General features: G+C 68.4%; 25 protein-coding genes and 1 tRNA gene. 10 read left to right on the forward strand and 16 right to left on the reverse strand.

Annotated features, from left to right (window positions below; all coding sequences use genetic code 11):
- Window positions 1-2: 2 nt before the first annotated feature.
- Complete coding sequence (locus TBIF_RS09940; protein WP_024794661.1) at window positions 3-851, reverse strand: Fpg/Nei family DNA glycosylase; 849 nt, start codon at window positions 849-851, stop codon at window positions 3-5.
- Between the two features lie 76 nt (window positions 852-927).
- Between TBIF_RS09940 and TBIF_RS09945 the strand changes: the two genes are divergently transcribed.
- From TBIF_RS09945 to TBIF_RS09960, 4 genes are all read left to right on the forward strand, one after another.
- Window positions 928-1,755, forward strand: coding sequence for a thymidylate synthase (locus TBIF_RS09945; protein ID WP_038170555.1), 828 nt, complete (start codon window positions 928-930; stop codon window positions 1,753-1,755).
- A 16-nt stretch (window positions 1,756-1,771) separates the two neighbouring features.
- Entirely contained in the window at window positions 1,772-2,257 is a 486-nt protein-coding gene (locus tag TBIF_RS09950) for a dihydrofolate reductase (RefSeq protein WP_024794663.1), read from the forward strand.
- 146 nt (window positions 2,258-2,403) lie between these two features.
- Window positions 2,404-3,930 carry a carboxylesterase/lipase family protein gene (locus tag TBIF_RS09955; RefSeq protein ID WP_024794664.1) on the forward strand — a complete coding sequence of 509 codons (1,527 nt, stop codon included), beginning with the start codon at window positions 2,404-2,406 and terminating at the stop codon, window positions 3,928-3,930.
- Window positions 3,930-4,286: a VanZ family protein gene (locus TBIF_RS09960; RefSeq protein WP_051461461.1), complete on the forward strand. Its 357-nt coding sequence runs from the start codon at window positions 3,930-3,932 to the stop codon at window positions 4,284-4,286. Before TBIF_RS09955 ends, TBIF_RS09960 begins: the two co-directional genes overlap by 1 nt.
- A 24-nt stretch (window positions 4,287-4,310) precedes the next feature.
- On the opposite strand, the gene TBIF_RS09965 is transcribed toward TBIF_RS09960, so the two are convergent.
- From TBIF_RS09965 to TBIF_RS09980, 4 genes are all read right to left on the reverse strand, one after another.
- Entirely contained in the window at window positions 4,311-4,670 is a 360-nt protein-coding gene (locus TBIF_RS09965; RefSeq protein ID WP_235174635.1) for a plastocyanin/azurin family copper-binding protein, read from the reverse strand.
- A gap of 50 nt (window positions 4,671-4,720) precedes the next feature.
- Window positions 4,721-5,278 carry a DUF3558 domain-containing protein gene (locus TBIF_RS24450; protein ID WP_024794667.1) on the reverse strand — a complete coding sequence of 186 codons (558 nt, stop codon included), beginning with the start codon at window positions 5,276-5,278 and terminating at the stop codon, window positions 4,721-4,723.
- A gap of 55 nt (window positions 5,279-5,333) precedes the next feature.
- Window positions 5,334-7,157, reverse strand: a complete 1,824-nt coding sequence (locus tag TBIF_RS09975; RefSeq protein ID WP_038170562.1) for a hydroxysqualene dehydroxylase — start codon at window positions 7,155-7,157, stop codon at window positions 5,334-5,336.
- A gap of 80 nt (window positions 7,158-7,237) precedes the next feature.
- A complete protein-coding gene (locus TBIF_RS09980; protein ID WP_024794669.1) occupies window positions 7,238-7,993 on the reverse strand; it encodes a lysophospholipid acyltransferase family protein in 756 nt (251 codons plus the stop codon).
- Window positions 7,994-8,182: 189 nt separating this feature from the next.
- On the opposite strand from TBIF_RS09980, the gene TBIF_RS09985 reads away from it, so the two are divergent.
- A tRNA-Arg gene (locus tag TBIF_RS09985) sits at window positions 8,183-8,258 on the forward strand.
- Window positions 8,259-8,321: 63 nt separating this feature from the next.
- On the opposite strand, the gene TBIF_RS09990 is transcribed toward TBIF_RS09985, so the two are convergent.
- Window positions 8,322-9,356 (reverse strand): magnesium transporter CorA family protein, encoded by a 1,035-nt coding sequence (locus tag TBIF_RS09990; RefSeq protein ID WP_051461462.1) that lies wholly within the window; start codon window positions 9,354-9,356, stop codon window positions 8,322-8,324.
- A 68-nt stretch (window positions 9,357-9,424) separates the two neighbouring features.
- Between TBIF_RS09990 and TBIF_RS09995 the strand changes: the two genes are divergently transcribed.
- Both TBIF_RS09995 and TBIF_RS10000 read left to right on the forward strand, forming a co-directional pair.
- The gene (locus TBIF_RS09995) at window positions 9,425-10,207 is read left to right on the forward strand and encodes a pirin family protein (RefSeq protein WP_024794671.1); all 783 of its coding nucleotides are present in this window, start codon (window positions 9,425-9,427) and stop codon (window positions 10,205-10,207) included.
- Window positions 10,208-10,240: 33 nt separating this feature from the next.
- Window positions 10,241-10,885: an alpha-ketoglutarate-dependent dioxygenase AlkB gene (locus TBIF_RS10000; RefSeq protein WP_024794672.1), complete on the forward strand. Its 645-nt coding sequence runs from the start codon at window positions 10,241-10,243 to the stop codon at window positions 10,883-10,885.
- Here the strand turns inward: TBIF_RS10000 and TBIF_RS10005 are convergent.
- From TBIF_RS10005 to TBIF_RS10015, 3 genes are read right to left on the reverse strand one after another with little or no spacing between them, the layout of a single operon-like run.
- Window positions 10,882-11,823 carry a universal stress protein gene (locus tag TBIF_RS10005; RefSeq protein ID WP_024794673.1) on the reverse strand — a complete coding sequence of 314 codons (942 nt, stop codon included), beginning with the start codon at window positions 11,821-11,823 and terminating at the stop codon, window positions 10,882-10,884. The two genes, TBIF_RS10000 and TBIF_RS10005, sit on opposite strands and share 4 nt — an antisense overlap.
- Window positions 11,824-11,865: 42 nt before the next feature.
- On the reverse strand, window positions 11,866-13,374 hold the full coding sequence (locus tag TBIF_RS10010) for a carboxylesterase/lipase family protein (protein ID WP_024794674.1): 1,509 nt from the start codon (window positions 13,372-13,374) through the stop codon (window positions 11,866-11,868).
- 39 nt (window positions 13,375-13,413) lie between these two features.
- Window positions 13,414-14,250, reverse strand: a complete 837-nt coding sequence (locus tag TBIF_RS10015; protein ID WP_024794675.1) for a maleylpyruvate isomerase family mycothiol-dependent enzyme — start codon at window positions 14,248-14,250, stop codon at window positions 13,414-13,416.
- 92 nt (window positions 14,251-14,342) lie between these two features.
- On the opposite strand from TBIF_RS10015, the gene TBIF_RS10020 reads away from it, so the two are divergent.
- Window positions 14,343-14,822 carry an adenylyltransferase/cytidyltransferase family protein gene (locus TBIF_RS10020; RefSeq protein ID WP_024794676.1) on the forward strand — a complete coding sequence of 160 codons (480 nt, stop codon included), beginning with the start codon at window positions 14,343-14,345 and terminating at the stop codon, window positions 14,820-14,822.
- A 10-nt stretch (window positions 14,823-14,832) separates the two neighbouring features.
- Here the strand turns inward: TBIF_RS10020 and TBIF_RS10025 are convergent, their stop codons facing one another.
- The 4 genes from TBIF_RS10025 to TBIF_RS10045 form a co-directional block, all read right to left on the reverse strand.
- Window positions 14,833-15,267, reverse strand: a complete 435-nt coding sequence (locus TBIF_RS10025; protein WP_024794677.1) for a type II toxin-antitoxin system Rv0910 family toxin — start codon at window positions 15,265-15,267, stop codon at window positions 14,833-14,835.
- A 10-nt stretch (window positions 15,268-15,277) separates the two neighbouring features.
- On the reverse strand, window positions 15,278-15,664 hold the full coding sequence (locus TBIF_RS23380) for a thiol-disulfide oxidoreductase DCC family protein (RefSeq protein ID WP_084611635.1): 387 nt from the start codon (window positions 15,662-15,664) through the stop codon (window positions 15,278-15,280).
- Window positions 15,665-15,666: 2 nt separating this feature from the next.
- On the reverse strand, window positions 15,667-15,855 hold the full coding sequence (locus TBIF_RS10040) for an antitoxin (protein ID WP_024794679.1): 189 nt from the start codon (window positions 15,853-15,855) through the stop codon (window positions 15,667-15,669).
- A gap of 67 nt (window positions 15,856-15,922) precedes the next feature.
- Window positions 15,923-18,358 carry an HAD-IC family P-type ATPase gene (locus tag TBIF_RS10045; RefSeq protein WP_024794680.1) on the reverse strand — a complete coding sequence of 812 codons (2,436 nt, stop codon included), beginning with the start codon at window positions 18,356-18,358 and terminating at the stop codon, window positions 15,923-15,925.
- A gap of 70 nt (window positions 18,359-18,428) precedes the next feature.
- Here TBIF_RS10045 and TBIF_RS10050 point away from each other — a divergent pair, with 70 nt between their 5' ends.
- Window positions 18,429-18,911, forward strand: coding sequence for a hypothetical protein (locus tag TBIF_RS10050; RefSeq protein WP_024794681.1), 483 nt, complete (start codon window positions 18,429-18,431; stop codon window positions 18,909-18,911).
- Here the strand turns inward: TBIF_RS10050 and TBIF_RS10055 are convergent.
- The 3 genes from TBIF_RS10055 to TBIF_RS10065 all read right to left on the reverse strand — a co-directional run bounded on the left by TBIF_RS10055 (window position 18,908) and on the right by TBIF_RS10065 (window position 21,684).
- Window positions 18,908-20,035 carry an MBL fold metallo-hydrolase gene (locus TBIF_RS10055; RefSeq protein ID WP_051461464.1) on the reverse strand — a complete coding sequence of 376 codons (1,128 nt, stop codon included), beginning with the start codon at window positions 20,033-20,035 and terminating at the stop codon, window positions 18,908-18,910. The two genes, TBIF_RS10050 and TBIF_RS10055, sit on opposite strands and share 4 nt — an antisense overlap.
- Before the next feature lie 8 nt (window positions 20,036-20,043).
- Complete coding sequence (locus TBIF_RS10060; protein WP_084611636.1) at window positions 20,044-20,823, reverse strand: enoyl-CoA hydratase; 780 nt, start codon at window positions 20,821-20,823, stop codon at window positions 20,044-20,046.
- Window positions 20,824-20,940: 117 nt separating this feature from the next.
- Window positions 20,941-21,684, reverse strand: a complete 744-nt coding sequence (locus tag TBIF_RS10065; RefSeq protein ID WP_235174640.1) for an enoyl-CoA hydratase — start codon at window positions 21,682-21,684, stop codon at window positions 20,941-20,943.
- A gap of 106 nt (window positions 21,685-21,790) precedes the next feature.
- On the opposite strand from TBIF_RS10065, the gene TBIF_RS10070 reads away from it, so the two are divergent.
- Window positions 21,791-23,281 (forward strand): carboxyl transferase domain-containing protein, encoded by a 1,491-nt coding sequence (locus tag TBIF_RS10070; protein ID WP_024794685.1) that lies wholly within the window; start codon window positions 21,791-21,793, stop codon window positions 23,279-23,281.
- Window positions 23,282-23,353: the final 72 nt, after the last annotated feature.

The raw sequence follows: 23,353 nt of genomic DNA on the forward strand, positions 1-23,353 counted from the left end.
CGTTATTTAAGCAATTTGGACATGCGGCGGTCGGCGAGGATCTTGCCGCCCGTCTGGCAACTCGGGCAGTACTGCATGGAGCGGTCCCGGTAGGACACCTCCCGCACCGTGTCCCCGCACACCGGACAGGGCAGGCCAGTCCGCGCGTGCACGGCCAGTCCCAAGCGCTTCTGCGCCTTGAGCCGCGCCGCGTCCTGGCCAACCAGGTGCCCGACGGCTTCCACGAGCACTGTCCGCAGCACCGCGTGCAGCGCCCCCGCGTCGACCCCCGAGGCTGGCGCGAACGGCGAGAGCCGCGCGCGGTGCAGGATCTCGTCGGAGTAGGCGTTGCCGATGCCCGCGAGAATCCGCTGATCGGTCAGCACGGTCTTGATCTGCTTGCCGCCCGCCTCGGCGAGCACCGCCGCGAACTCGTCCGGCTCGATGGTCGCGGCGTCGGGGCCGAGCGCAGCGATCCGCGGCACGTCCTGGGGGTCCTCGACCGCCCAGACGGCCATCGACTTCCGCGTGCCGGCCTCGGTCAGGTCGAAGCCCGCCCCCGACTCCAGATGCACCCGCAGCGCCAGCGGCCCCCGGCCGGGCCGGGCTGGGGCCGCCGGCACCGCGTCGGACCACCGCAGCCAGCCCGCGCGGGCCAGGTGCACCGCCAGGATCACGCCGTCACAGTCCAGGAGCAGATACTTGCCGACTCGGCCGACCCGGCCCACTGTGCGGCCGGTGAGCGCAGAGATCGGCGGGTCGAAGGACTTCACGACGCTGAGCGCGGCGACATCCACCCGGCCGATCTGCTCCCCGACAGCGTGCTCTCGCAAGAAATGGGCCAACGCCTCGACCTCTGGTAGTTCCGGCATGCCTCCCAGTCTGCTGGGTCCGGCGCGCACGCGCATGTGGTTCAGCTCACCTGGTCGCACATGGCAGACTGTGCCCGTGGCGATACCGACCCAGACTGGCCCCGTAGCAATACCGACTCCGTACGAAGATCTACTGAGGCACGTATTCGAGAACGGCACCCCCAAGGCCGACCGCACCGGCACCGGCACCCGCTCGGTGTTCGGGCACCAGATGCGCTTCAACCTAGCCGAGGGCTTCCCGCTGATCACGACCAAGCGCGTGCACCTGAAGTCCATCGTCTACGAGCTGCTGTGGTTCCTGCGCGGCGACTCCAACACCGAGTGGCTCCACGAGCACGGCGTGAGCATCTGGGACGAGTGGGCCAGCGCGGACGGCGACCTCGGCCCGATCTACGGCGTCCAGTGGCGGGCGTGGCCCACCCCGTCCGGCGAGCACATCGACCAGATCGCGCAGGTCATCGAGACTCTCAAGACCAATCCCGACTCGCGCCGCATGATCGTCTCCGCATGGAACGTCGGCGAGATCCCGCAGATGGCGCTGCCGCCGTGCCATACCTTCTTCCAGTTCTATGTGGCCGACGGCAAACTGTCCTGCCAGCTGTACCAGCGCAGCGCGGATCTGTTCCTGGGCGTGCCCTTCAATATCGCCAGCTACGCGCTGCTCACCCACATGGTCGCGCAGCAGGCCGGCCTCGAGGTCGGCGATTTCATCTGGACCGGCGGTGACTGCCACATCTACGACAATCATGTGGAGCAGGTCACCACGCAGCTGGCCCGCGAGCCCTTCCCGTACCCCACGCTGCGGCTGACCCCGCGCGAGTCCATCGAGGACTACACGTTCGAGGACATCGAGATCGTCGGCTACGAGCACCACCCCGGCATCAAAGCCCCGGTGGCCATCTGATGTCACGGAGAATCTGATGGCCCTGGGCATGATCTGGGCGTGGTCGCGCGGCGGCGTCATCGGCCTCGACGACGCGATGCCCTGGCATCTCCCCGAGGACATGGCGCACTTCCGCGCCACCACGTCCGGTCACCCCGTGATCATGGGCCGCGTGACGTGGGATTCGCTGGCCCCGCGATTTCGTCCGCTGCCGAGCCGTCGCAACATCGTCGTCACCCGCGACGAGCACTGGCGGGCGGAGGGCGCTGAGGTGGCGCTAACCCCCAGCGCGGCAATGGAGCTCGTGGGGGACGCGCCCAGTTGGGTAATGGGCGGCGCCCAGATCTACGCGGCTCTACTACCGCTGGCGGACCATCTCGAGGTCACCGAGATCGACGCGGACTTCGACGGTGACACCCGGCTGCCACCGCTGGGCCCCGAGTGGACCCCCACGCCTGGCCCCTGGCTGTTCTCGGAGCGTGGAGGCTTGCGTTACCGGTTTGTCAGCTACCGCCGGCTCTGACTCAGGCCACGTGGCGCACAGACCGTGGCGCCTGCCACTTGCCCGGCATTGCCCGGTGCCAGCCGATACCCTGGTCGAAGTGTGTGGGCCAGCCCGGACCGGGCAGGCCCCGCGTTAACTTCCCCCACGTACGACGGAGCAGCCTGATGAGTGTTGACCTGACTGTCGCCACCGACGCCGGCCTCGTGCGCGGCGTGCTCGCGAAGGGCCTGCCAACGTGGCGGGGCATCCCCTACGCCGCACCGCCCGTCGGCGAGTTGCGCCTGCGCGCTCCGCAGCCGGTGGCCCCCTGGCCGGGGCTCCACGACGCGTGCGACTGGGGCAACGGCTCCGTGCAGGACCCGCGCGCACTGTTCATCCGCCCCGGCAAGAAGCAGCTGCCCAGCGAGGACTGCCTGACGCTCAATATCCAGGCCCCGCCGGTGCCCGGCGAGAAGCGGCCCGTGATGGTATTCATCCACGGCGGCGCGTACCTCCTCGGCAGCTCCTCCATGGGCCTGTACGACGGCAGGCGGCTCGTCCGGCGCGGCGACATCGTCTACGTGTCCATCAACTACCGGCTCGGCGCGCTGGGCTACCTGGACTTCACCAGCTTCTCTACGGCGGAGAGGCCCTTCGACTCCAACCTTGGCCTGCGCGACCAGGTGGCGGCCCTAGAGTGGGTGCAGCGCAACATCGCGGCGTTCGGCGGCGACCCCGACAACGTCACCATCTTCGGCGAGTCCGCGGGCGGCAGTGCCGTTGTCGCGTTGATGGCCACCCCCGCCGCGAAGGGCTTGTTCGCCCGGTCGATCGCCGAGAGCCCCGCGGTGGACCTCGTCTCCTCCCCCGCGCAGGCCGACACCTTCGCCCGGGACTTCGTCACATTGCTGGGCACCGACCCCACCGACACCGCCGCCGCGGTCACCGCGCTCACCACGGCTACCCCCGCGGAACTGTGGCAGGCCAGCCGCCGCGTCACCGGCAAGACCATGAGCACCCAGCCCGGCCTGAGCCCCTTTGCGCCCACGGTGGACGGGGACTTCCTGCCTGTGCACCCCGTCGACGCGTTCACCACCGGCTCCGTGCACCAGGTGCCGCTGATCATCGGCTCGAACAAACGCGAGGGCACACTGTTCCCGAAGTTGCTCGACGCGCTGCCCAGCGACGCCCGCCGCATCGAGTTGTACTTCCAGGCCACCGACCCGGAGGCCATGGAGCGCATCTTGGCTCACTACCCCGGCTACCCCGCCCGGAACGCGGCCATCGATTTCGGCGGCGACTCGATCCTGTGGGCCCCCACCGTGGAGTTGGCTCAGGCGTACTGCTCGATCGCGCCCACCTACATGTACCGCTTCGACTACTCGCCGCGGGCCATGAAGTGGCTGGGCCTCGAGGCGACACACGCGTTCGAACTGCTCGCGGTGTTCGGCTACGGGGCCGGAGCCGTCGGCCGAGCGCTCACGCTGCCCGGCGGCAAGCGCAGCATGCGGGCAGTCACCGACACCGTCCAGCGCGAGTGGCTGTCCTTTGCCCGCACCGGCAAGCCCACGGCCGCCTGGCCCGCATATGACACGGCCTTCCGCACCACGCTGATCATCGACGATCCGTCCTACCTGGCCCATGACCCCCTCCGCCCCCGGCGGCTCGCCTGGGCCGGGTACTCCGCCTATCGGAACCTGCCCGCACATTGATGGGGAGGCTTTCGGAGGCCGTCCGGTGGAGCGTGTTCCCCCTGTCGGCCGTGTTCGCGCTCAGCCTGGTGATTCTGTTCTCGCCCGGCTCCACGGTGCCGTCGGGCCCGCCGAACTCCGACAAGGTGGTGCACGCGCTGCTCTTCGCCGCCCTCGCCGCGGCCTCGCGGCTAGCGGGCGTCGGCTGGCGGGTCACCATCGCCTGGGTCTTGGCCTACGCGGCGCTGTCCGAGGTGCTGCAGGCAACCCTGCCGATCCACCGCAGCGGCTCATGGTGGGACCTCGCCGCGGATGCTTTTGGCATGGCCTTGGGGCTCGTGGTGTGCGCCGTGATCACGAGGTCACGGCGCCTCTAAGTGCCCCGCGCGGAGTACTGCGTGTCAGCCCACCACGGTGATCTGTCCTCGCATGTCCGGGTGCGGCGCGCAGGTGTAGTTGAACGTGCCAGCCTCAGTGAACGTGTACGACCACTCGCCGCGCATCTGCGGATTGCCGCTGTCCAGCGGCTTGGGGTCGTTGACGTTGGCGACCTCGCTGACCACGTTGTGCGCCACGCCCTGATCGTCGAACTTCCAGGTCACGGTGTCGCCGACCTTCACCGTCAGGTTGGCGGGCGAGAACTGCATGCCCCGCACCAGGACCGTGTTCGGCGGGAGGGGTGCCGGATCGTCGCTACCGCACGCCGCGAGCGAAGTGACCATGAGCATTCCGACGAGCGCAACCATCAATTTTCTCAGCACCCGTACATTGTGTCCTGCCCTTGGCCCGAACGCCATCAGGGGTGGGCGCGTCAGTCTGGGAGATTGCCCGACGCGATCTTGGCGAGCTCGATCGCCGTGTCCACTGCGCCTGCGGGGGCCGGCACAAGCTCGACAGCGACGGAATACACCTGCTGGTCCTGCAGCCACCAGACCGTGGGCGCGGAGTGGGTGGAGCTGAAGGCCTGCTGGCCGAGTTCGGACACCTGCTCCACGCTGCCGAGCGCCTCCTGCATCGCCAACTGCTCCGCGAGCACCCGCGCGCCGTCTCCGTTCTCATCGCCGGTCTGGACCAGGCTCACGACCAGCTCCTGCCCGCTCGCGCCGGGGGCGCGGCCGCTCCAGCTACAGCCCGTGCCGATGTTGCTTGTGCGCTCTATCGACGCGCCCGTGGCGGCCGCCACCTGCGCCGACGTGATCAGCGCGCAACCGCCGGTGTCGCTGTGAGCATTGCCCGCCTCCACGGTGGCGGGCACCGTGGCCGAGTCGATCTGCGCGTCGTCCGGGCCCGCGGCCGTGCCGCTGCAGCCGGCCAACGCGGCCAGCAATATCAGCCCCGCGACCGCGCCTGTGATCTCTCGCCGCGCCATCTCCCCAGAGTGCCACAGATCACACGCACTGTCAGTCCGTCTCCGGCACCGTCGGCTACGGCGTCCGCGCATCGAAGATATCGAACACATTCGACTGGCCCGCGCGGTAGCGCTCGCGGTCCACCGCCTTGAACGGCTCCCACCACGGGGCCTTCGCCAACACCTCGATCTTGCATGGCCGCTCGGCTGAGCCGGCGGCCTTCAGCAGCGCATTCACCGCTTGGCGCCCACCCTCGTTGGCCCCCTCCATCGTGGTGACGTTCACATCCGTCTTGACCCAGTCTCCGGCTAGGAACATGTTCTCCACACCGGTGGCGGACGTGGGCCGCAACGCCCATGATCCGGGGCTCTGGATGAACAGCGGCTCGTCGTTGGACACCGCTGGCGTGCCGGAGCCCTCGATCGCGGGGTCCAGCATCCACGAGTGCAACATGCCATCACGCAACACGTCGTCAGTGTCGTTCAAGTGCGCCTTGATCTGCGCCCACGCCTCCGCCGAGATCTCCTCCGGAGTGCAATCCCGCGCCTTCTTCCCATTGAACATCCCCGGCGTGTTCCAATCCGAGATGATGACGGACAGACAGTCCTGCACGCTGCCGTCCCCATATGCGGCGAGCCCGCCCTTCCAGAACTGGCCCTGGCTGATCGACGTGAGGGCCCACGGCGAGTCCACATAGTTCACGTGCCCGGTGGTCACCGGCGCCCGCTCCCGGAGGAAGAACTGCAGGCCGTTCATCCAATCCGTCTCCAGTTGAAGGATGTCCGCGAGCGTGCCGTCGGCCGCCAGCATCTTCTCGTCGATCATCGGCTGGAACTTGTCGACGGGGATGGCGGAGATGAACCAATCCGCGTCCAGACTTTGCCTCCCGCCGGGCGTCGACACCTGTGCGGACGCCACGCGCTGGCCGGAGATGTCGAAGCCCTCGAGTTCCCAGCCCACGTGGAATTGCACCCCCAGTCCCTTCAAATGCGCTACCCACGGGTCGAGCCACCGAGTGGATGTCGGGCCGTTGAGCACCCGGTCGACGGAGCCACCCTCATCGTTGCCGAAGGTCAGCACGGACCAGACCGTCGCCTCCCCCACTATGCCGATTGAGAGGGTGCTCGCGTTGGCCGATTTGATCGCGGCGAGGTTCCGGATGATCCCGTCGGCCATAAACCGGCCGTACTCGGGCGAGGACCAGTCCGCCCGCATGTAGTCATTCCACGCCACGTTGTCCCACTGCCCGAGTTTGCGCTCATCGCAACTGGTCACGAACACGCCGAGCTTCTGAGCCGCGAACACCGCCTCCCACGGGGGCAGCCGGAACACCGTCTCGAACACGGAGGCAACCGAGTCGATGAAGTTCTGCGGGGTGATCGGCGACGGAATCGCCGGAACGGGGAACGGGAACGGGATCGTCAGGTCGTGACGGCCTGCGCCCGAGTGCAGGTAGGTGGTGGCCCTCGTCAAGTTGTCCCAGCACCCATTCGGGTTGCCGGGGAAGGGCGTTCGCCGCATGTTGTCGGTGAGATTTCGGTAGAAGCCCGGCCAGAACCGGAAGCCGTGCTCGCCGGGCAGGCCCTTGTCGGAGAAGATCGTGCGGGCCTTGCCGCCCAACTCCTTCCGCTCATACACCGCCACCTCGAAGCCGCGCTCGATCAGCTCATGCGCTGCGGTGAGGCCGGCGACGCCCGCGCCGAAGATGGCGACCGACCGGCCGGCGCCATCCGACCTCGCGTCGGCGGGTCCGGGGCCGGGGGCCGCGTGTGCCACGGTGGCGAGCGGGCCGCCTCCGATCGCGGCGATCGTGGCCACCGCGCCGCCCACGATCGCCGCCGACCGCAGAAACCCCCGCCGGGTCGAGCCCGTAACACTCACCTGTTCACTCACTGACATCCCCCACCGTCTCGGCCGGATTACTCGATGATCTCTGACTACCGATGCCCAGAACCATAACCGAAGAGCCAGAATGTTGACTAACTTATCGCCAGATTACGTCCCGCCGCGTCGACCACATCCTGAAGTCCGCACTGGACCAGCCGGGCGATTTCCATGGGCTTGGCCGGAAATTCTCGCACTGGATTCCCGATGTAGACGCTGGCGGCCCCCACGGACCCCACAGCCCCCGCCGCACCGCCGTAACGGATGCCCAATGGCAGCAGTGCCAGGGCCGCGCCGAGCTTGATTGCCCGCGCGGCGATGTGCCCGATGCCGCTGTTAACCCGCTGAACCTGCGCGGGATCAAGCAGGTTGCAGGTGCCCTCAGGGAAGATCGCCAGGCTGTCTCCGCGCGCGAGCCGCTCGGCGGAGATGTCCATCATCCGCCTGCCCGCATCGGCCACCGCCCGCATGCCGTGGTTCTTGCCGCGGAAGACGGGAATGCCGCCCATCATGTCGATCTGCCTGCGCTGCTTGGGATCCGCGAACAGCTCATCCTTCGCCAGCACCCGGGTTCGGCCGATGATCGAGCGCAGCGGCGACCGCCAGGCGGTCGCCGCCAGGATGTACTGATCCTTATCCGACAGGTGGTTGACCGCGATGATCAGGCTCCCGCCGCCGGCGAGCAGGCCCTCGATCGCCTCCCGCGCCCCATCCGCATAGCTGACCCGCGGCCGAAACCTGACGCTGAGCGCCGCATATGCAGCCTTGGAGGTCAACCTGTTCTGCTGGTGCTCCAGGTAGTAGTCATAGACGTCTTGCTGGTTCTCCAGCGTCACGACAGGTTTGCCCATGCGATCTCAGCCCTTCAGATTGCTACCCACTATTTGACCTACGCTACCGTAAGTTACGCAACCGTAGGTTTGCCAGTCCGCAGGTGCTTCGAACCCCGTGAATAATGGCCGGGTACACTCCCAAACGTTCCAGGCGCAGCTTTGTTGAGCCCGCGTTTGGGGCCTCCCGGCCGTCAGCGGCCGGTCCCCGCCCTCGTAGCTCAGGGGATAGAGCACCGCTCTCCTAAAGCGGTGGTCGTAGGTTCGAATCCTACCGAGGGCACCACATCACCGCAGGTCAAGCTCCATCTGGCCGCACCTTCTCGAGCCCTCCAGTCCTTACCCGCAGCTAGATCCAGTCCTTCCGGCGGAACAGCACGAACAGCCCCACCGCCAGGACGAAGATGGTGGCGGCGCTCATGATCAGCCCCCACACCTGGTCGGAGCCCGGGTAGGGCACGTTCTGCCCGTACCAGCCCGTGATCGCCGTCGGCACCGCGATGATCGCGGCCCAGCCTGTGAGCTTCTTCATCACGGTGTTCAGCCGCGCGTCTTGCAGGGCCAGGTTCGTCTCAAAAATGCTGGCGATGATCTCGCGCAAGGACTCTGTCGACTCCCCCACGTGCACCACGTGGTCGTTGAGGTCCTCGTAACTCGCATCCAGCTCGGGCAGCCGACCGGACTCGATGCGATAGCGCATGATCGCGGTCAGCACCTCCCGCATCGGCGTGACGACCCGGCGGAACTCCACCAGCTCCTTCCGCACCCGATAGTTGAGCTCCTGCACCTTGCGGGTGTCGGAGTTCTGGGCGAACAGCATGTCCTCCAGGTCCTCGACGCGATCGTCAAACCTGTCGGCGACGGCCTGATGCCCGTCAACGATGACATCGAGCAGACCGTGCAGCAGGGCGGCGGAGCCGAAGCGCAGCAGATCGCCCTCCTGTTCCCAGCGCTCGATGACGGCCTGCATGTCGACCCCGTCGTCGGGCCGAATGGTCACGATCCCGTCGGGCAGCACGAAGATGGAGACGCGGCTCCGCCGCAGCCGGGAGTCCATCGCCTCCAGCTCGTCGGCGTCGGGCCGGCTGAAGTCGGTGTCGTACACCGTGACGAACATCTGCCCACCGCGGCGGGTCGCGCGCGGGCGCTCCCCCGGGGCAATCGCATCCTCGCGCTCGTGCGCGTTCAGGCCCAGCTCCTCGCTCAGTCGCTCCATCATCGCGGCGCCCGGACGGCAGAGGTCCACCCACAACAGCGCCGTCGGGTCCAGCCGGTGCTCGGACAGGTCCGCCAGCGGGAAGTCGTCGAGCGCCACGACCCCGTCGCGCCACAGCCTGGTCCGAACCACTTCGCCCTCGATGCTCACTTCAGCAGTGTCCCCCATTTCCCGTCGCGGCGGCGCGACCTCGGCTGCGTAGGGTGGTGGCGAGCCGTCGACCTTGGAGGATCCCCATGCCCGCGTCTGCCAGCCCGCGCCTTGACGTCCGTCGCGCGGCCGACCGCCTCGCAACGAAGATCGACTGGCTCGACTCGAAGCACTCATTCTCCTTCGGCCACCACTACGACCCCGAGAACACCCACCACGGCCTGCTGATGGTCAATAACGACGACATCATCGCCCCCGGGCAGGGTTTCGACACCCACCCGCACCAGGACATGGAGATCGTGACGTGGGTGCTGCGCGGCTCGCTGGTGCATCAGGACTCGATGGGCAACTCCGGGGTGATCTACCCGGGTCTTGCGCAGCGGATGAGCGCGGGCACCGGGATCATGCACTCGGAGAAGAACGACTCCTGGCGCCTGGCCGGTGCGAGCGGCGGGGCGCACGACGAGCCGGTGCGGCTGATCCAAATGTGGGTGCTGCCCGACGAGGCCGGCGTGAACCCCGGCTACGAGCAGCTCGAGATCGACCGGGAACTGCTCGCCGGCGGGCTGGTGACGGTGGCGTCGGGCATGGAACGCTATCGCGACCACGCCGCCATCCGAATCAACAACCGAGGCGCCGCAATGCATGTGGCCCGCCTGGCCCCCGGCGGGCCCGCCCTCACCCTGCCCGACGCGCCCCTGCTGCACGTGTTCGTGGCGCGCGGCGCCGCGGAGCTGGAGGGGGTGGGCCCGCTCGCGGAGGGCGACGCCGTGCGGGTGTCCCGCGGCGGCGGGCAGCGGCTGAGCGTGGACCCGGCCGAGCCAACCGGGGCCGAAATCATCGTGTGGGAGATGAGCGCCCAGCACTAGCACAATCGAAAGCTAGAGCGTATGTTCTAACTCATGACGGCACCAGCACTGGCACCCTTCCAGCCCTCGCTGTTCGACGTGACGGACGGCGGTCCCACCTTTGACGCCCTGACCGGCGGACCGCGCCGGCGTCTGCTCTCCGACGGGGCCTGGGTGGACCTGCACCCCAATTGGCTGCGTGGGGCGGACCACCTCATGCGGAACCTGACGATGGCGGTGCCGTGGCGCTCGGAGCGGCGGATGATGTATGACCGCGTCGTCGATGTCCCCCGGCTGGCCAACTTTTACGACAGCTCCACGCAGCTGCCGGATCCCCTGCTAGAGCAGGCGATCTCGCGTCTCAACGCCCACTACGGCCCGGTGCTCGGCGAGCCGTTCGCCACCGCCGGGCTGTGCTACTACCGGGACGGCTCGGACAGCGTCGCCTGGCACGGTGACGACCTGGGCCGCGGCGCCACCGAGGACACGATGGTCGCGATCCTCTCGCTCGGGGCCACCCGCTCCCTGCTGCTACGCCCCCGAGCCGGCGGCCCGTCCCTGCGCTTCCCCGTGGGCCACGGGGACCTGCTGGTCATGGGCGGCTCCTGCCAGCGCACCTGGGAGCACTGCGTGCCGAAGTCCAGCCGGCCGACGGGGCCCCGGATTAGCGTCCAGTTCCGGGTGCAGGGAGTCCGCTAGGGCAGCACCGCGTCTGGACGCACCACCATCAGCGGACACCGGGTGTGTTGGAGCATCGCATGGCTGGTCGAGCCGAGCAGCAGGCCGCGGAAGCCGCCGCGGCCACGAGTGCCGACCACCACCAGTTGTGCCCGCCGGGACTGCTCCGCCAGCATCCGCACGGGGTTCTCCCGCTCCACCAAGGTCCGCACCGGCACGTCGATATAGATCTCCCGGTAGCCGGCCAGTCGCTCGGACAGCACCTGTTCCTCCATCACCTGCACACGGCTCCACTGCGGGCCCTCGGGGGTCGAGCCGAGCGCCGGGTGCACGGTCGCATCGCTCCACACGCTGATGGCCACCAGCGGCACGCCCCGGGCCGAGGCCTCCCCAAATGCCATCTCCACCGCGGCCTCGCTGGCCGCGGAGCCGTCCACCCCAACCACCACTGGGAGCCCCGACATCTCCTCCGGCTTCGGGGAGTCCGCCTCGGGACGAGGGATCACCACCGCCGGGCACTGGGCATGCCCCACGACGGCCCGCGCCACCGAGCCCACGAGCATGCCCGTCACCTCGCCGTGCCCACGCGTGCCCAGCACCACGGTCCGGGCATCCGCGGACGCGTCCAGCAGCAACTCCGCCGCCCCGGCGATCTGCTGCATGTAGCCAATCTCCAGTTCCGGGCCACCCACGCGGCGGGCAATCGTCTCCGCCCGGCGCAGTTGCTGATCCGCGACCCGGGCCAGCTCACCCTCGATGAAGACGGCCGGGGACGGCTCCATATAGAACATGGACGGCACGCTGACCGCCGTCGCCAATTGCAGCGGCCACGCCCGCTCCGCGGCGGTGCGCGCGGCCCACTCCACAGCCCGGTCGGAGTCCGGGGAACCGTCGACGCCCACCCACAGCGCGTCCGGCAGGACCACATTCTCACGGATCGTCTCAGGCTGCTCAGTCACTGTTCCCCCATCTCAATGTCGTTTGCATTATTGGCCGAACTGTCACCGATAGCCCCGGAACCCCTCCCACGCCAGGCGTCGGTGGGGCCGGGGATCCTTCACCACCTTGTCGTGGTCCTTGAAGATCATGGTAAGTCGATCATGCGGGTTGTACTGCGGCCATGTGGACATCGGCTTGCCGTCGCGCGCGAACCCGAGCCAGTGGGACTGCATCCGGTGGCTCACTCCCCGCATGCCACGCTGGCCGCCCAGCGTGGTGAACGCCTTGCCAAATGTGGTGTCCGCCAGCCCGAATACGGGGATCAGCTCGGTGGCATGCGTCGCCCCCATGCCAAGGACGTCGAGCAGCCGGGTCGAGTAGTCGTAGCGGTAGCTATAGGTGGGCGCCACCGCGGAGTGGCCCGCGGCGCAGTCGATCGACGGCTTCCAGAACATGGCGTCGCCGCAGATGTCCTCCAACGCGCGCTTGTCCGGATAGCGCGAGTAGCCCCCGATCATGTGAGCCAGCAGCTCTGGCTGGGTATTGGCGAACATCTTGTTGATCGAGTCGACGGAGAGCGGCATTCCGTCATCGCCGAAGCGTGTGAACAGCGCCGCCTCCCGATCGTTGGTGCCGATGATCAGCGGCACCTTGTGCGTGGTGCCGGCGGCGAAGGCGTCGAGCGGCGCCAGCGGCAGCAGATCGCCATCAACCACCGGCGCATAGCCGAGGGTCCCGGGATCGGCCTGCAACGCGTCGCGCATGAACTCCAGCCCCGCCTTGCCCAGCTTGTGCACACTCGTGTCCTCAAGCGCCTCCACCGCGTGCTCGGAGTCCGCTCCCAGATGGTCCGTGAATATCCGCGCCCACTTGTCCGCGCGCTCCTTGCCGTAGCAGACACCGGCATTCGCACTCTGGGCGATCGCCTGGTGGAACAGCCCCTTCGCCGACGGTGTGCTCAGCAGCGTGACGACCGAGTTGCCGCCCGCGGACTCGCCGAAGATCGTGACGTTCTCCGGGTCCCCCCCGAATGCGGCGATGTTCCGCTGGACCCATTCCAATGCGGCGATCTGGTCCCGGAGCCCCAGATTGGAGTCGAATTGCCGCTGGTGCGACGAGAATTGGCTGAAGTCCAGGTAGCCAAGCGCGCCCAGGCGGTAGTTCAGCGACACGTAGACCACATCACCGCGCTCCACCAGAGACTGCCCGCCGTAGACGAGGGTGGCGCTGGAGCCGAGCAGGTAGCCGCCGCCATGGATGTAGAACATCACCGGCCGCGGCTTGCTGCTGGGCTCCGCCGGGGCGAGGACGTTGAGAGTGAGGCAGTCCTCGCTCATCGCCTGGTACTTGCCGACGCCCTGCATCGTCGCCAGCTTCATCTGCGGCGGGGCGAATCCCCAGCGCAGCGCATCGCGGGCGCCTGCCCACGGCGTCACCGGCTGCGGCGCGCGAAACCGCAGCTGCCCCATCGGCGGCTTGGCGAACGGGATCCCACGCCAGCTGAGGAACTCACGATATTGCCGGCCGCGAAGCCAACCCTCCGCGGTCTCAATCTCGGTGTTTAACGGCATGGCAGCACTATACGGAACAATTGGTCGTACGTCCTATCATTACGGGGTGAGGCGCAGATTCCGGGCTAGGCGCTCGCCGAGCTCCCGGCCGAGCTGGTCTGCCGCCTGAATCTCGATGCGCGCCAAGTGATCACCGGCGTGGACCCGACCGCCCGCAAGCCTCGCGAACAAGCCCCATGGCAGCCGCACCGTCACGTCGGGCCTCCGGTCCAACTCCGCGACGATCTCGGCCCGCCCCTCCACTGCCACGTCGACGGTGCGCTCGATATCCCCGGTCAGCTCCAGCCGGACGCGGGCACCATCCTGCGCGGCAGCCCGCTTGCCGACGAGCAGGGGGATGGCGCCGGATATCTCTTGGAAGGCCGCCTCCGCACGCGGGCCACCCTCGAAACCCGGAACATCAAGGGCGTCACGCAGATCCAGCTCGTGGTACCAACAGTCGAAGGTGCGCACGCGCATGAACCGGCCGTACGTCTCGGGCCCGACCGGCGTCGTCATGTCCGCGTCAAACTGCTCCTGCGACATCTCCCCCAGCGCCGCCGCACGGGCCGTCATGATCTCGGACCAGCGGGCGAGCATCTGCACGGGGCTGTCGCCGCGCATCGACTCGACCCAGCTCTCGTTGAGCACCCCCATGGGGTTGCGCACATGCTCTGCCTCGGTGACCTGTGCCGGAGCCTCGGGGGTTGGACGTCCCGCCAGTAGGGACTCCGTGCCGATCACGTGCGCGGCGACGTCCTGCACACTCCACCCGGGCAGCGGGGTGGGCCGCGACCAGGCCTGCGCGGGCGCGTCGGCTAGCAGCCCCTCTAAGACCCGCCACTGCTCGATCAGCAGGGGCACGATCTCAGACTTGGGAACAATTGTGTGGGCCATCGACACTCGCCTCCAGATTGTGGTTTGCCGCTGCGGCAAACACTATCCGGTACCAGCGCCGCGGCGGCGGCAGACAGAGGATACTTACTGCTGTGGAAGAACCCTGCACAACGGACCAACAGCTGGCCCTGGCCTGGACCACCTCGAAGGTCCCCCCGCGGCCCGTCATCGCCACCGGCGCCTTCGATATCCTGCACATCGGCCACCTGCGGCTGCTCGAGGAGGCGCACCGGCGCGGCCACCCCTTCGTGGTCGGCGTGGAGAGCGATCAGCGGGTGCGGAGCTGGAAGGGCCCGTCCAGGCCGGTGAACTCCGAGTTAGACAGGGCTGCATTGCTTTCCGCACTCCGGTGCGTGGACGCCACTTTCATCATCTCCGGCGATCCGGAGCGGGCACACTGGCAGGACTACGTGCGACTGCTCGCCCCGCTGCATCCCTTCGCGCTGGTATTCACGCAGGGCGATCCGTTCGATGGCCCCAAGCGCCGGGCCGCCGTCGAGCTCGGCTCCCAGGTCTGGGATGTCCCGCATGTCCCCAAACGGTCCACATCCGCGATCGTCGACCGCCTATAGGCCGGCCCGCTCACGCGTCGGGCAGGACCGCCAGCTTGGCCAGCGAGCGCTGAATGTCGCCCTTGAGGGAACGCGCGATGGCCGAGCCGATCAGCCCGCGCGCGAGCGGATTCGAGAAATCAACGTCCATGGTGACGGAGGACCCGGCGCCATGGGGCGCGATAGACAGGCTCATCGAGACCTTGGTGCCGCCCTTGCCGGTGCCCACCAGCGCGATGCGCTCCATGGGCACGAACTCGGTCAGCGTCCAGTCCACCCTGTTGCGCATGCCGCGCACGGAGATCACCGATGTCATCTCCAGACCCTCGGCGAGCGTCTCCGGAAGCTCACTGCGCCAGCCGTCGTGGATGGTCAGCCACTTTTCGAACCGGGACAGATCCGACGCCCGCGCCCATGTGGCCTCGGGATCGAGGTTGAAGTTCTCCGACACCTGCAGCTTGGTCATTCTGTAGACCCTACCTATCTAGGGCACACGATCCGGCGCTGCCCGGCAGCCGATACCGGTTCGCGGCCACGGCGCGGTAGACCTGGTCCTGGCACCAGCGCACGCCCGGCAACCGGTAGAGCCATAGCGGGCCGGCGAACCCCAGCGCTGCGGACAGCGCGACGTTCGCGGCCTCCGCCCCGCCGTGGCGTCGCCCCTGCTCATCCAGCGACCACAGCTGCTCCAGCGCCGCCTCCCGCGTCAACCCGAATTGCCTCAGCGCCGCGGCACTTTGGAGCGGGTGGACACGGACCCGCACCTTGCGGTCGACCCGTCCAAGCACGCCCACGGCCTGCGTGCAGAAACCACAATCGGCGTCATAGAGCAGGTCTATCCGGGGCTGGGCGTGCTTGATGATGCCTAGTCCTTCTTCAGGTTCTTCTTGACGGCGTCCTGCACGGTGTCGACCTTGTCGGCGTACTTGCCGCCGGTCTTGTCGTCGATGAAGTCGCCCGCCTTGTCGACGGCACCCTCGATCTTGTCCGCGTTCTCGACTGCCAGGTCCTTGGCCTTGCCGATGGCGCCCTTGAACTGATCCGCAATACCCATTTCGGTGATCCCATCGTTGGAGCTTCGGCGATTCCGAGCGCTTCTACCCACCAGCTTTCCAGAAGAATCAGCGCTGTGCGAACAATCGCCGGCCATCACCGGTACGCGACCCGTCGATCCACCACACGGCCTCGATGAACACGATCGCCACCGCCGCGCAGCCGAACGCGAGCGCAGTCCACTCCATGTTCCCGGGATCCAACTTGAAGAACTGGCGCGCGAAGGGGATCGAGAACAGCACCACATAGGACAGTCCGGAGACCGCGACGAGGACCAGCTTCCACCACACATACGGGCGGGCCACCACTGCGAGGACCCAGAGGCTCGCGGTGATCAGCGTGATGAGGACCGTCGTGGAGACCTGGGTCCGCACCTCCTCCGACACGTTCGGGCCCTGGTAGACCAGCAGGTAGCAGACGAAGGACGCGGTGCCGATCGCAATGCCCGACGGCACCGCCAGCCGCAGCACGCGCGAGACGAATCCCGTGCGCGCCCGCTCGTTGTTGGGCGCCAGGGACAGGATGAATGCCGGGACGCCGATGGTGAACCACGCGGCGATGGTCACGTGCCGGGGCAGGAACGGATACCCCATCGGATCGAAGCCGAACATCTTCGAGAGCACTCCCGTGATGCCCACCGCGAAGGCCAGCAACACCGAGTACACGGTCTTGGTCAGGAACAGGTTGGCGACGCGCTCGATGTTGCCGATGACACGCCGGCCCTCGGCCACCACGTACGGCAGCGTCGAGAACTTGTTGTCCAGCAACACGATCTGCGCGACGGCGCGGGTGGCCGGGCTGCCGGCGCCCATCGCCACGCCGATGTCGGCATCCTTGAGGGCCAGCACGTCGTTGACGCCGTCGCCGGTCATCGCGACGGTGTGTCCGCGGGACTGCAGTGCGCCGACCATCGCGCGTTTCTGGTCCGGGCGCACCCGCCCGAACGTGGTGGTGCGCTCGAGGACGTCCGCGATGCCCTCCTGGTCCTCGGGGAGCGTGCGGGCGTCCATCGCGTTCGTGCCGTCGGACAGGCCGAGCGACTCGGCGACCGCACCCACCGACACCGCGTTGTCGCCGGAGATCACCTTAACAGTCACGTTCTGGCTGTCGAAGTACTCGAGCGTCGCACGGGCATCGGGCCGGACCTTTTGCTCTAGGACCACCAGCGCGACGGGCACGACGGTCTCGAGGACGTCATCCGCGTCGACCGGGCACTGGCTCTCGGCGAGCAGCAGCACCCGCAGCCCACGGGCGCCGATCTCCTCGGCCGTGCGGGCCGTCCCGCTCGCGGGGTCCAGCAGCACATCGGGTGCGCCAAGGAGCCAGTTCCCGTTGCCGCCGAAGGACATCCCGCTCCACTTCTTGGCAGAGGAGAACGCGGCGAGGGCGCTCTGACGCCAACCAGGATCCTCGGTCAGCGCATCCTTGATCGCCAGGACACTCGCGTTCGGCCGCTCCTCCGCGGCGGCCAGCGCCGCCAACGCGGTGCGGGCCCGCGACTCGTCTGGAGACTCGCCCACCGCGCGGACCTCCGCCAACCGCATGCCGGCCTCGGTGAGCGTGCCCGTCTTATCCGCGCACACCACGTCCACGCGGGCCAGGCCCTCGATCGCCGGCAGCTCCTGGACCAGGCAGTTGCGCTGCCCCAGCCGCACCACACCCACCGCGAACGCGATGGACGTCATCAACACGAGCCCCTCGGGGACCATCGGCACCAGTGCCGCGACCATGCCCACAAGCGACTCGGACCAACCGTTATTCGAGGAGAAGAGCTGGTTATAGATCGTCAGCGCGCCAGCCGGGATCAACAGGTAGGTGATGATCTTGAGGATCTTGTCGATGCCGCCCCGGAGCTCGGACTGCACCAAGCTGAACTTGCTGGCCTCCGCGGCGAGCTTGGCCGCATAGGCGTCCGAGCCGACCTTCGTGGCCCGATAGGCGCCGCCGCCGGCAGAGACAAAGCTGCCGGAGAGGACCTCGTCCCCCACAACCTTGACGACCGGGTCGGACTCGCCGGTGAGCAGCGACTCGTCGATCTCCAGGGCCGAGTCCTCGATGATCTCACCGTCGACCACGATCTGATCGCCCGCGCCGAGCTCGATGATGTCGCCGAGAACCACCTCGTTGGGCGGCACGTCCGTCGCGACGCCGTCGCGACGGACCACGGGGCGGGCCTGCCCGACGATCGTCAGCCGGTCCAGCATCCGCTTGGCACGCAGCTCCTGGATGATGCCAATTCCGCTATTGGCGATGATCACCAGGCCGAACATGCCATCAATTGGCGAGCCGGCGGCGAGCACGATGAGCAAGAGCACGCCGAGAATCGCATTGATCCGCGTGAACACGTTGGCCCGGATGATGTCGCTGGCACTGCGGGATCCGTGCTCCTGCACATTGTTGCTGCGCCCGTCCCGCAGCCGCTCGGCGACCTCCGTCGCGGTCAACCCACGCTCGCGGTCTACGGCCATCGAACCCGCCCCCGGTTCGCTCTGTTCCAATCGCATCAGGTCAGCCTAGGCGAGCGGTCCGACCTGGGCGCGGCAGCCCGGCCCACGCGTGCCATAAGATCGCGGCATGTCCGAGCCCTTCCGCCCATCAGTGCGCGAACTCTTGATCCTGCTGGTGGTGGCGGTGGCCGCAGTCACCGGAATTGCGTTCCTCGTCAACGACATCCGCCAGCCGCCCACGAACTACTGCATTGCGGTCGAGGACGGTGTGGCGGCGAACATCGCCGGCTCGCAATTGCTCCCGATCAAGGCCGTCGCCGCGCGCGATCCCTGGATCGCGAACCGCTCGCCCGAGCCCTTCGCGAACTATTACGTGGTGGCAATTCAGGTGACCACCCCGGACGGCTCCACCGGGGAGGGACTGTGGGGTGTCGGCACCAATGCCCCGGCCCCCGCCGAGGGCGCCGCGCTGTCGTTCGACCAGGACCACGCCGTCATCACCGCACTGGACCCGCTAGCTGTGGAGCACACGAACTGGCCGGACACGAGCCTGCCGTTCGAGTCCCCCGGCACCCCTGCCAGCCGAGCCCAGGAGTGCCTCATCCGCTAAAGCCCGCGCCACCAGGTTTCGACGTCCGGCTCGTCGCCGACGACCATGCGCTCGCCTGGCCTCGGGATCAGGAGCGCGGCACCGACATTCCCGTCGGCCACCGCCGCGTCGACTGCCGCGACAAGTCGCTCGATCGGCTCCGACCAGCTGTGCCGGGCCAAGACGAACGTGGCCCAATGGATGGGCAATAACGCCGCCGTGGCCCCCGGGTTGAGGTCCTGATGTGCGCGCAGCGCCTCTTCCGGATTCATGTGCACGTCCGGCCAAAACTCGGAGTACGCGCCGATCGGCAGCACCGTCACGTCGAAGGGCCCCAGCTCCAGCCCGGTCCTTTCGAAGCAGGCGGAGTAACCGCTGTCACCGCCGAAGTACGCGCGCGCCGTCGGGCCGAGGATCGCCCAGCCGCTCCACAGGGTGTCATTGCGCCGCAACCCTCGGCCGGAGAAGTGCCGGACCTCGGTGCACACCAGTTCCAGCGCGCCGACGCTCGCACGCTGGCCCCAGGTCAGCTCGATGACCCGCTCGGCGGGCACCCCCCAACCCCGCAAGTGCTCGCCGAGGCCGATCGGCACCACGAACCGGCAGCGCCGATGCTCCGCCAGCCATACGATGGTCGACCGCTCGAGGTGGTCGTAGTGGTCGTGGGAGATCACCACCGCGTCGATCTCCGGAAGTTCTGCAAGCCCGAGCGGCGCCGCATGCAGACGCGTCGGGCCCAGCCACGTGGAGGGCGAGACGCGCGACTCCCACACGGGGTCCGCCAGCACCGTGTGCCCGTCGATCTCGAACAGCACGCTGGCGTGTCCGAGCCAGGTGACGGCCAGCTCTGCGCTCGCCGGCCCAAAATCGCTGTGGACCAACGGGATCGGGCCCGACGGTCGTACCTCATCGACCCGCTGAAGCATCGCCTTGGCGACGGTCAGCGCGCCCCCGTCGGCCACTTCAGTGGCAGGCTCGGAGTTGTGGAACCTCGTGCTGCCGGCCGGACTACTGCCCGCATGCTCGCGCAGCGCCCTCCGGGTTGCCCCGATCTCAGCCCGGACCCGCCAAAGCTCCCGCACCAGCGGCAAGCCCACAACGAAGCCCGCCACCGCCGAAACCGAACTCTTCGCCACCACTGTCATCGCCTACCTCACCGACCCTGGAATTCCGGCGCCCGGCCCTCTTTCCGCGCCTGGCGGGCCTCATTCTTGTCCGCACTGTTCCACGCCGCCTGGAATGCGTCAGCCTGAGCGGGAGTCGCCTGATCCCGCGCGCCGTCGTCGTTGAACACCATCTTCAGGTGCCGCAGCGAGAGCGGAGCGAGGGCGGCCAGCTCATGCGCCCAAGCCAGCGCCGCGGGCAGCTCCCCGAGCACGTTGGCGAGCCCGCGCTCGAGCGCCTCGGGGGCGAACATGGCCCGCGCGCCCAACAGCATCGTGCGCGCCGGGCCACCGCCGACGACGTCGCTCAAGCGCCGGATGGTCCAGTTGTGCACCGTTAAGCCGTTCTTGGCGACGGGCACCTCGAACCGCGCGTCCTCTGCCACCACCCGCAAATCGCAGGCCAGCGCGAGCTGGACGCCCGCGCCGATCGCCGGCCCGTTCACCGCGGCGAGAACCGGCACGGGCAGCGTCTGCAACACATCCAGCATCCAAACAAGCGCCAGCGGGAACCGGCCGCTGTACACGTCGCCGGACAGATCCGCCCCCGCACAGAACACGTCGCCTCGGCCGGTGAGCAGGAGCGCGCGGGCGCCCTCGGCCACCGCGGCCTCCGCGGCGACGCGGATGTCATCGCACATCTGGGTGTTGAGCGCGTTGCGGCGCTCCTCCCGGCACAGTTCCAGCACCACGACATCCCCCTCGCGGCGCACCTCGACAAACGAAGCGGCCTCGGGCCTGTCGGCGAGAATTGTCGACGATTCGGTCATGGCGGTTCTCCTTTTCGACCCTAAGTTCATGCGTTCTGGCAAGAAAACCCCGCCACGCCTACGCCACCGTAAGGTTACCGACAGGTAACCGGATGTGCCAGGAAGCTCCCAGCACGCTCAGCGGCCCGTGAACTCCGGCGGGCGGCGCTCCGACCGGGCCAGCCGGGCCTCGTCCTTGTCCTCGCTCTGCCAGGCCGCCTCCAACGCCGCGTGCAGCTCGGGGCTGTCGGGATCACGGGCACCGTTCTCATTGAACGCCATCTTCACGTGCCGCAAGCTCAACGGCGCGAGCTTGGCCAGCTCACGTGCCCACGCCACCGCCTCCGTCAGGCCGCCGGCCCGGTTGCCGAAGCCTCGCTCGAGCAGCTCGGGGGCGTGCATCGGTTCGCCGGCGAACATGATGTTGCGAGCGCGCCCGCCAAGGACCTCGGCCAACCGCCGCATGGTCCAGGTGTGCACCGCCACGCCGACCTTGACCACCGGCACCTCGATGCGGGCGGACTCGGAGACCACGCGCAGATCGCAGGCCAGCGCCAGCTGGACGCCCGCGCCGATCGCCGGCCCGTTCAGCGCCGCCACCACCGGCACCGGCAGCGCCTCGATAGCGTCGAGCATCCCAATTAGCTTCTCGGGGAAATCGCCCTGGTAGACGTCGCCGGACAGGTCCGCCCCCGCGCAGAACGCCGAGCCTTGACCGGTGATCACGAGCACCCGCGCACCATCGGCCACAGCCTGCTCCGCCGCGCCCCGGATCGCCTCGACCATCACCGTGTTGAGCGCATTGCGCCGATCCGCACGCTGCAGTTCCAGCACCACGACACCGCTATCGCCGTCCTGGCGCGCATCCACCGACCCATTCACTGGCTCTCCCACCGTTGCTCCCCATCTAGATTGCCGAGACCAGTGCAACATACCGGCCCACCGCGGCAGTTGGCGGAAGATACGCTCAGCCGCAGGAGGTGTCACCATGCCGACACAACGTATTTCCGCCGCCGCGGTGATCGACCGCATTGTGGACTCGGACAGCTTCGCCACGTGGGACACGGAGCCCCTCACGGTGGCCGCCGACGCCGCCTACACGGCCTCGCTGCACCGCGCTACGGAGCGGGCTGGCACGGACGAGTCTGTGGTTACCGGCGAGGGCCTGATCGCCGGCAACCGGGTCGCGATCATCGCCTGCGAGTTCGCCTTCCTCGGTGGCTCCATCGGGGTCGCGGCCGCCGAGCGCATCACCGCCGCCATCGAACGGGCCACCGCCCAGCAGTTGCCGCTGATCGCGTCGCCCACCTCCGGCGGCACCCGCATGCAGGAGGGCACCGTCGCGTTCCTGCAGATGGTGAAGATTGCCGCAGCCGTGCAGCTCCACAAGGACGCGCATCTGCCCTACCTGGCGTATCTGCGTGATCCGACCACCGGCGGAGTCTTCGCGTCCTGGGGCTCCCTGGGGCACATCACGTTCGCCCAACCCGGCGCGCTTATCGGCTTTCTCGGCCCGCGGGTCTACGAGGCCCTCTACGGCGAGGAGTTCCCGCCGGGCGTGCAGACGGCGGAGAACCTCTACCGACGCGGCATTGTCGACGGGGTGCTAAATCCGAAAGACCTGCGCGCCGTGCTGATCCGCGCGCTGCGGGTGTTGGGCCCGGCCGCCCCGGCACCGGAGTTCGAGCCCGCCACCACAGAGATCGCCGACGTCCCCGCGTGGCAGTCCGTGATGCTCTCGCGACGCCTCGATCGGCCCGGCATCCGCCAACTACTCGAGGCCTCCGCCACAGATCTCGTCCCGCTCAGCGGCACCGGCCAGGGCGAGACCGAGGGCTCGATGGTGTTGGCACTGGCACGTTTTCACGGTCAGCCGGCGATCGTGCTCGGCCAAGATCGCGTCGGGCAGACCGCGCTGACGCCCCTCGGGCCCGGCGCGCTGCGGGAGGCCCGCCGCGGCATGCGTCTGGCCCAGGAGCTGCGGCTACCGCTGGTGCTGGTGATCGACACGTTCGGGGCGGCCCTCTCCCAGGAGGCCGAGGAGGGCGGGCTGGCACCCGAGATCGCCCGCTGTGTGGCGGAGCTCGTCACGCTGCGCACCCCCACCGTCTCTCTACTGCTGGGCCAGGGCACAGGCGGTGGGGCACTGGCGCTGCTTCCCGCGGACCGGGTGCTGTGCGCGCAGCACGGCTGGCTGGCGCCGCTCCCACCCGAGGGCGCCAGCGCGATCATGCACCGGGACACCACGCATGCGCCACAGATGGCGGCTGCCCAAGGCATCCGCTCGCGGGATCTGCTGCGCGACGGCATTGTCGACGCGATCGTCCCCGAGTTCCCCGACGCCGCCGTCGAGCCCGCCGAGTTCTCCGCCCGCGCGGGCCGTGCCATCGCCCGCGAGCTCACGGGGCTGGCAGCCGTCGAGCCCGCGGACCGCATCGCCGCTCGGCTGGCGCGGTACCGACGGCTGGGCTTGCAGTGAGACTCCACCCGTTCGGGGGCTTTCGCCGAATTTATTGCTGAGGCAAGATCATAGAGCTGAAGTGAACCGATG

The organism is Tomitella biformata AHU 1821 (assembly GCF_000524475.1).
GTDB classification, from domain to species: domain Bacteria; phylum Actinomycetota; class Actinomycetes; order Mycobacteriales; family Mycobacteriaceae; genus Tomitella; species Tomitella biformata.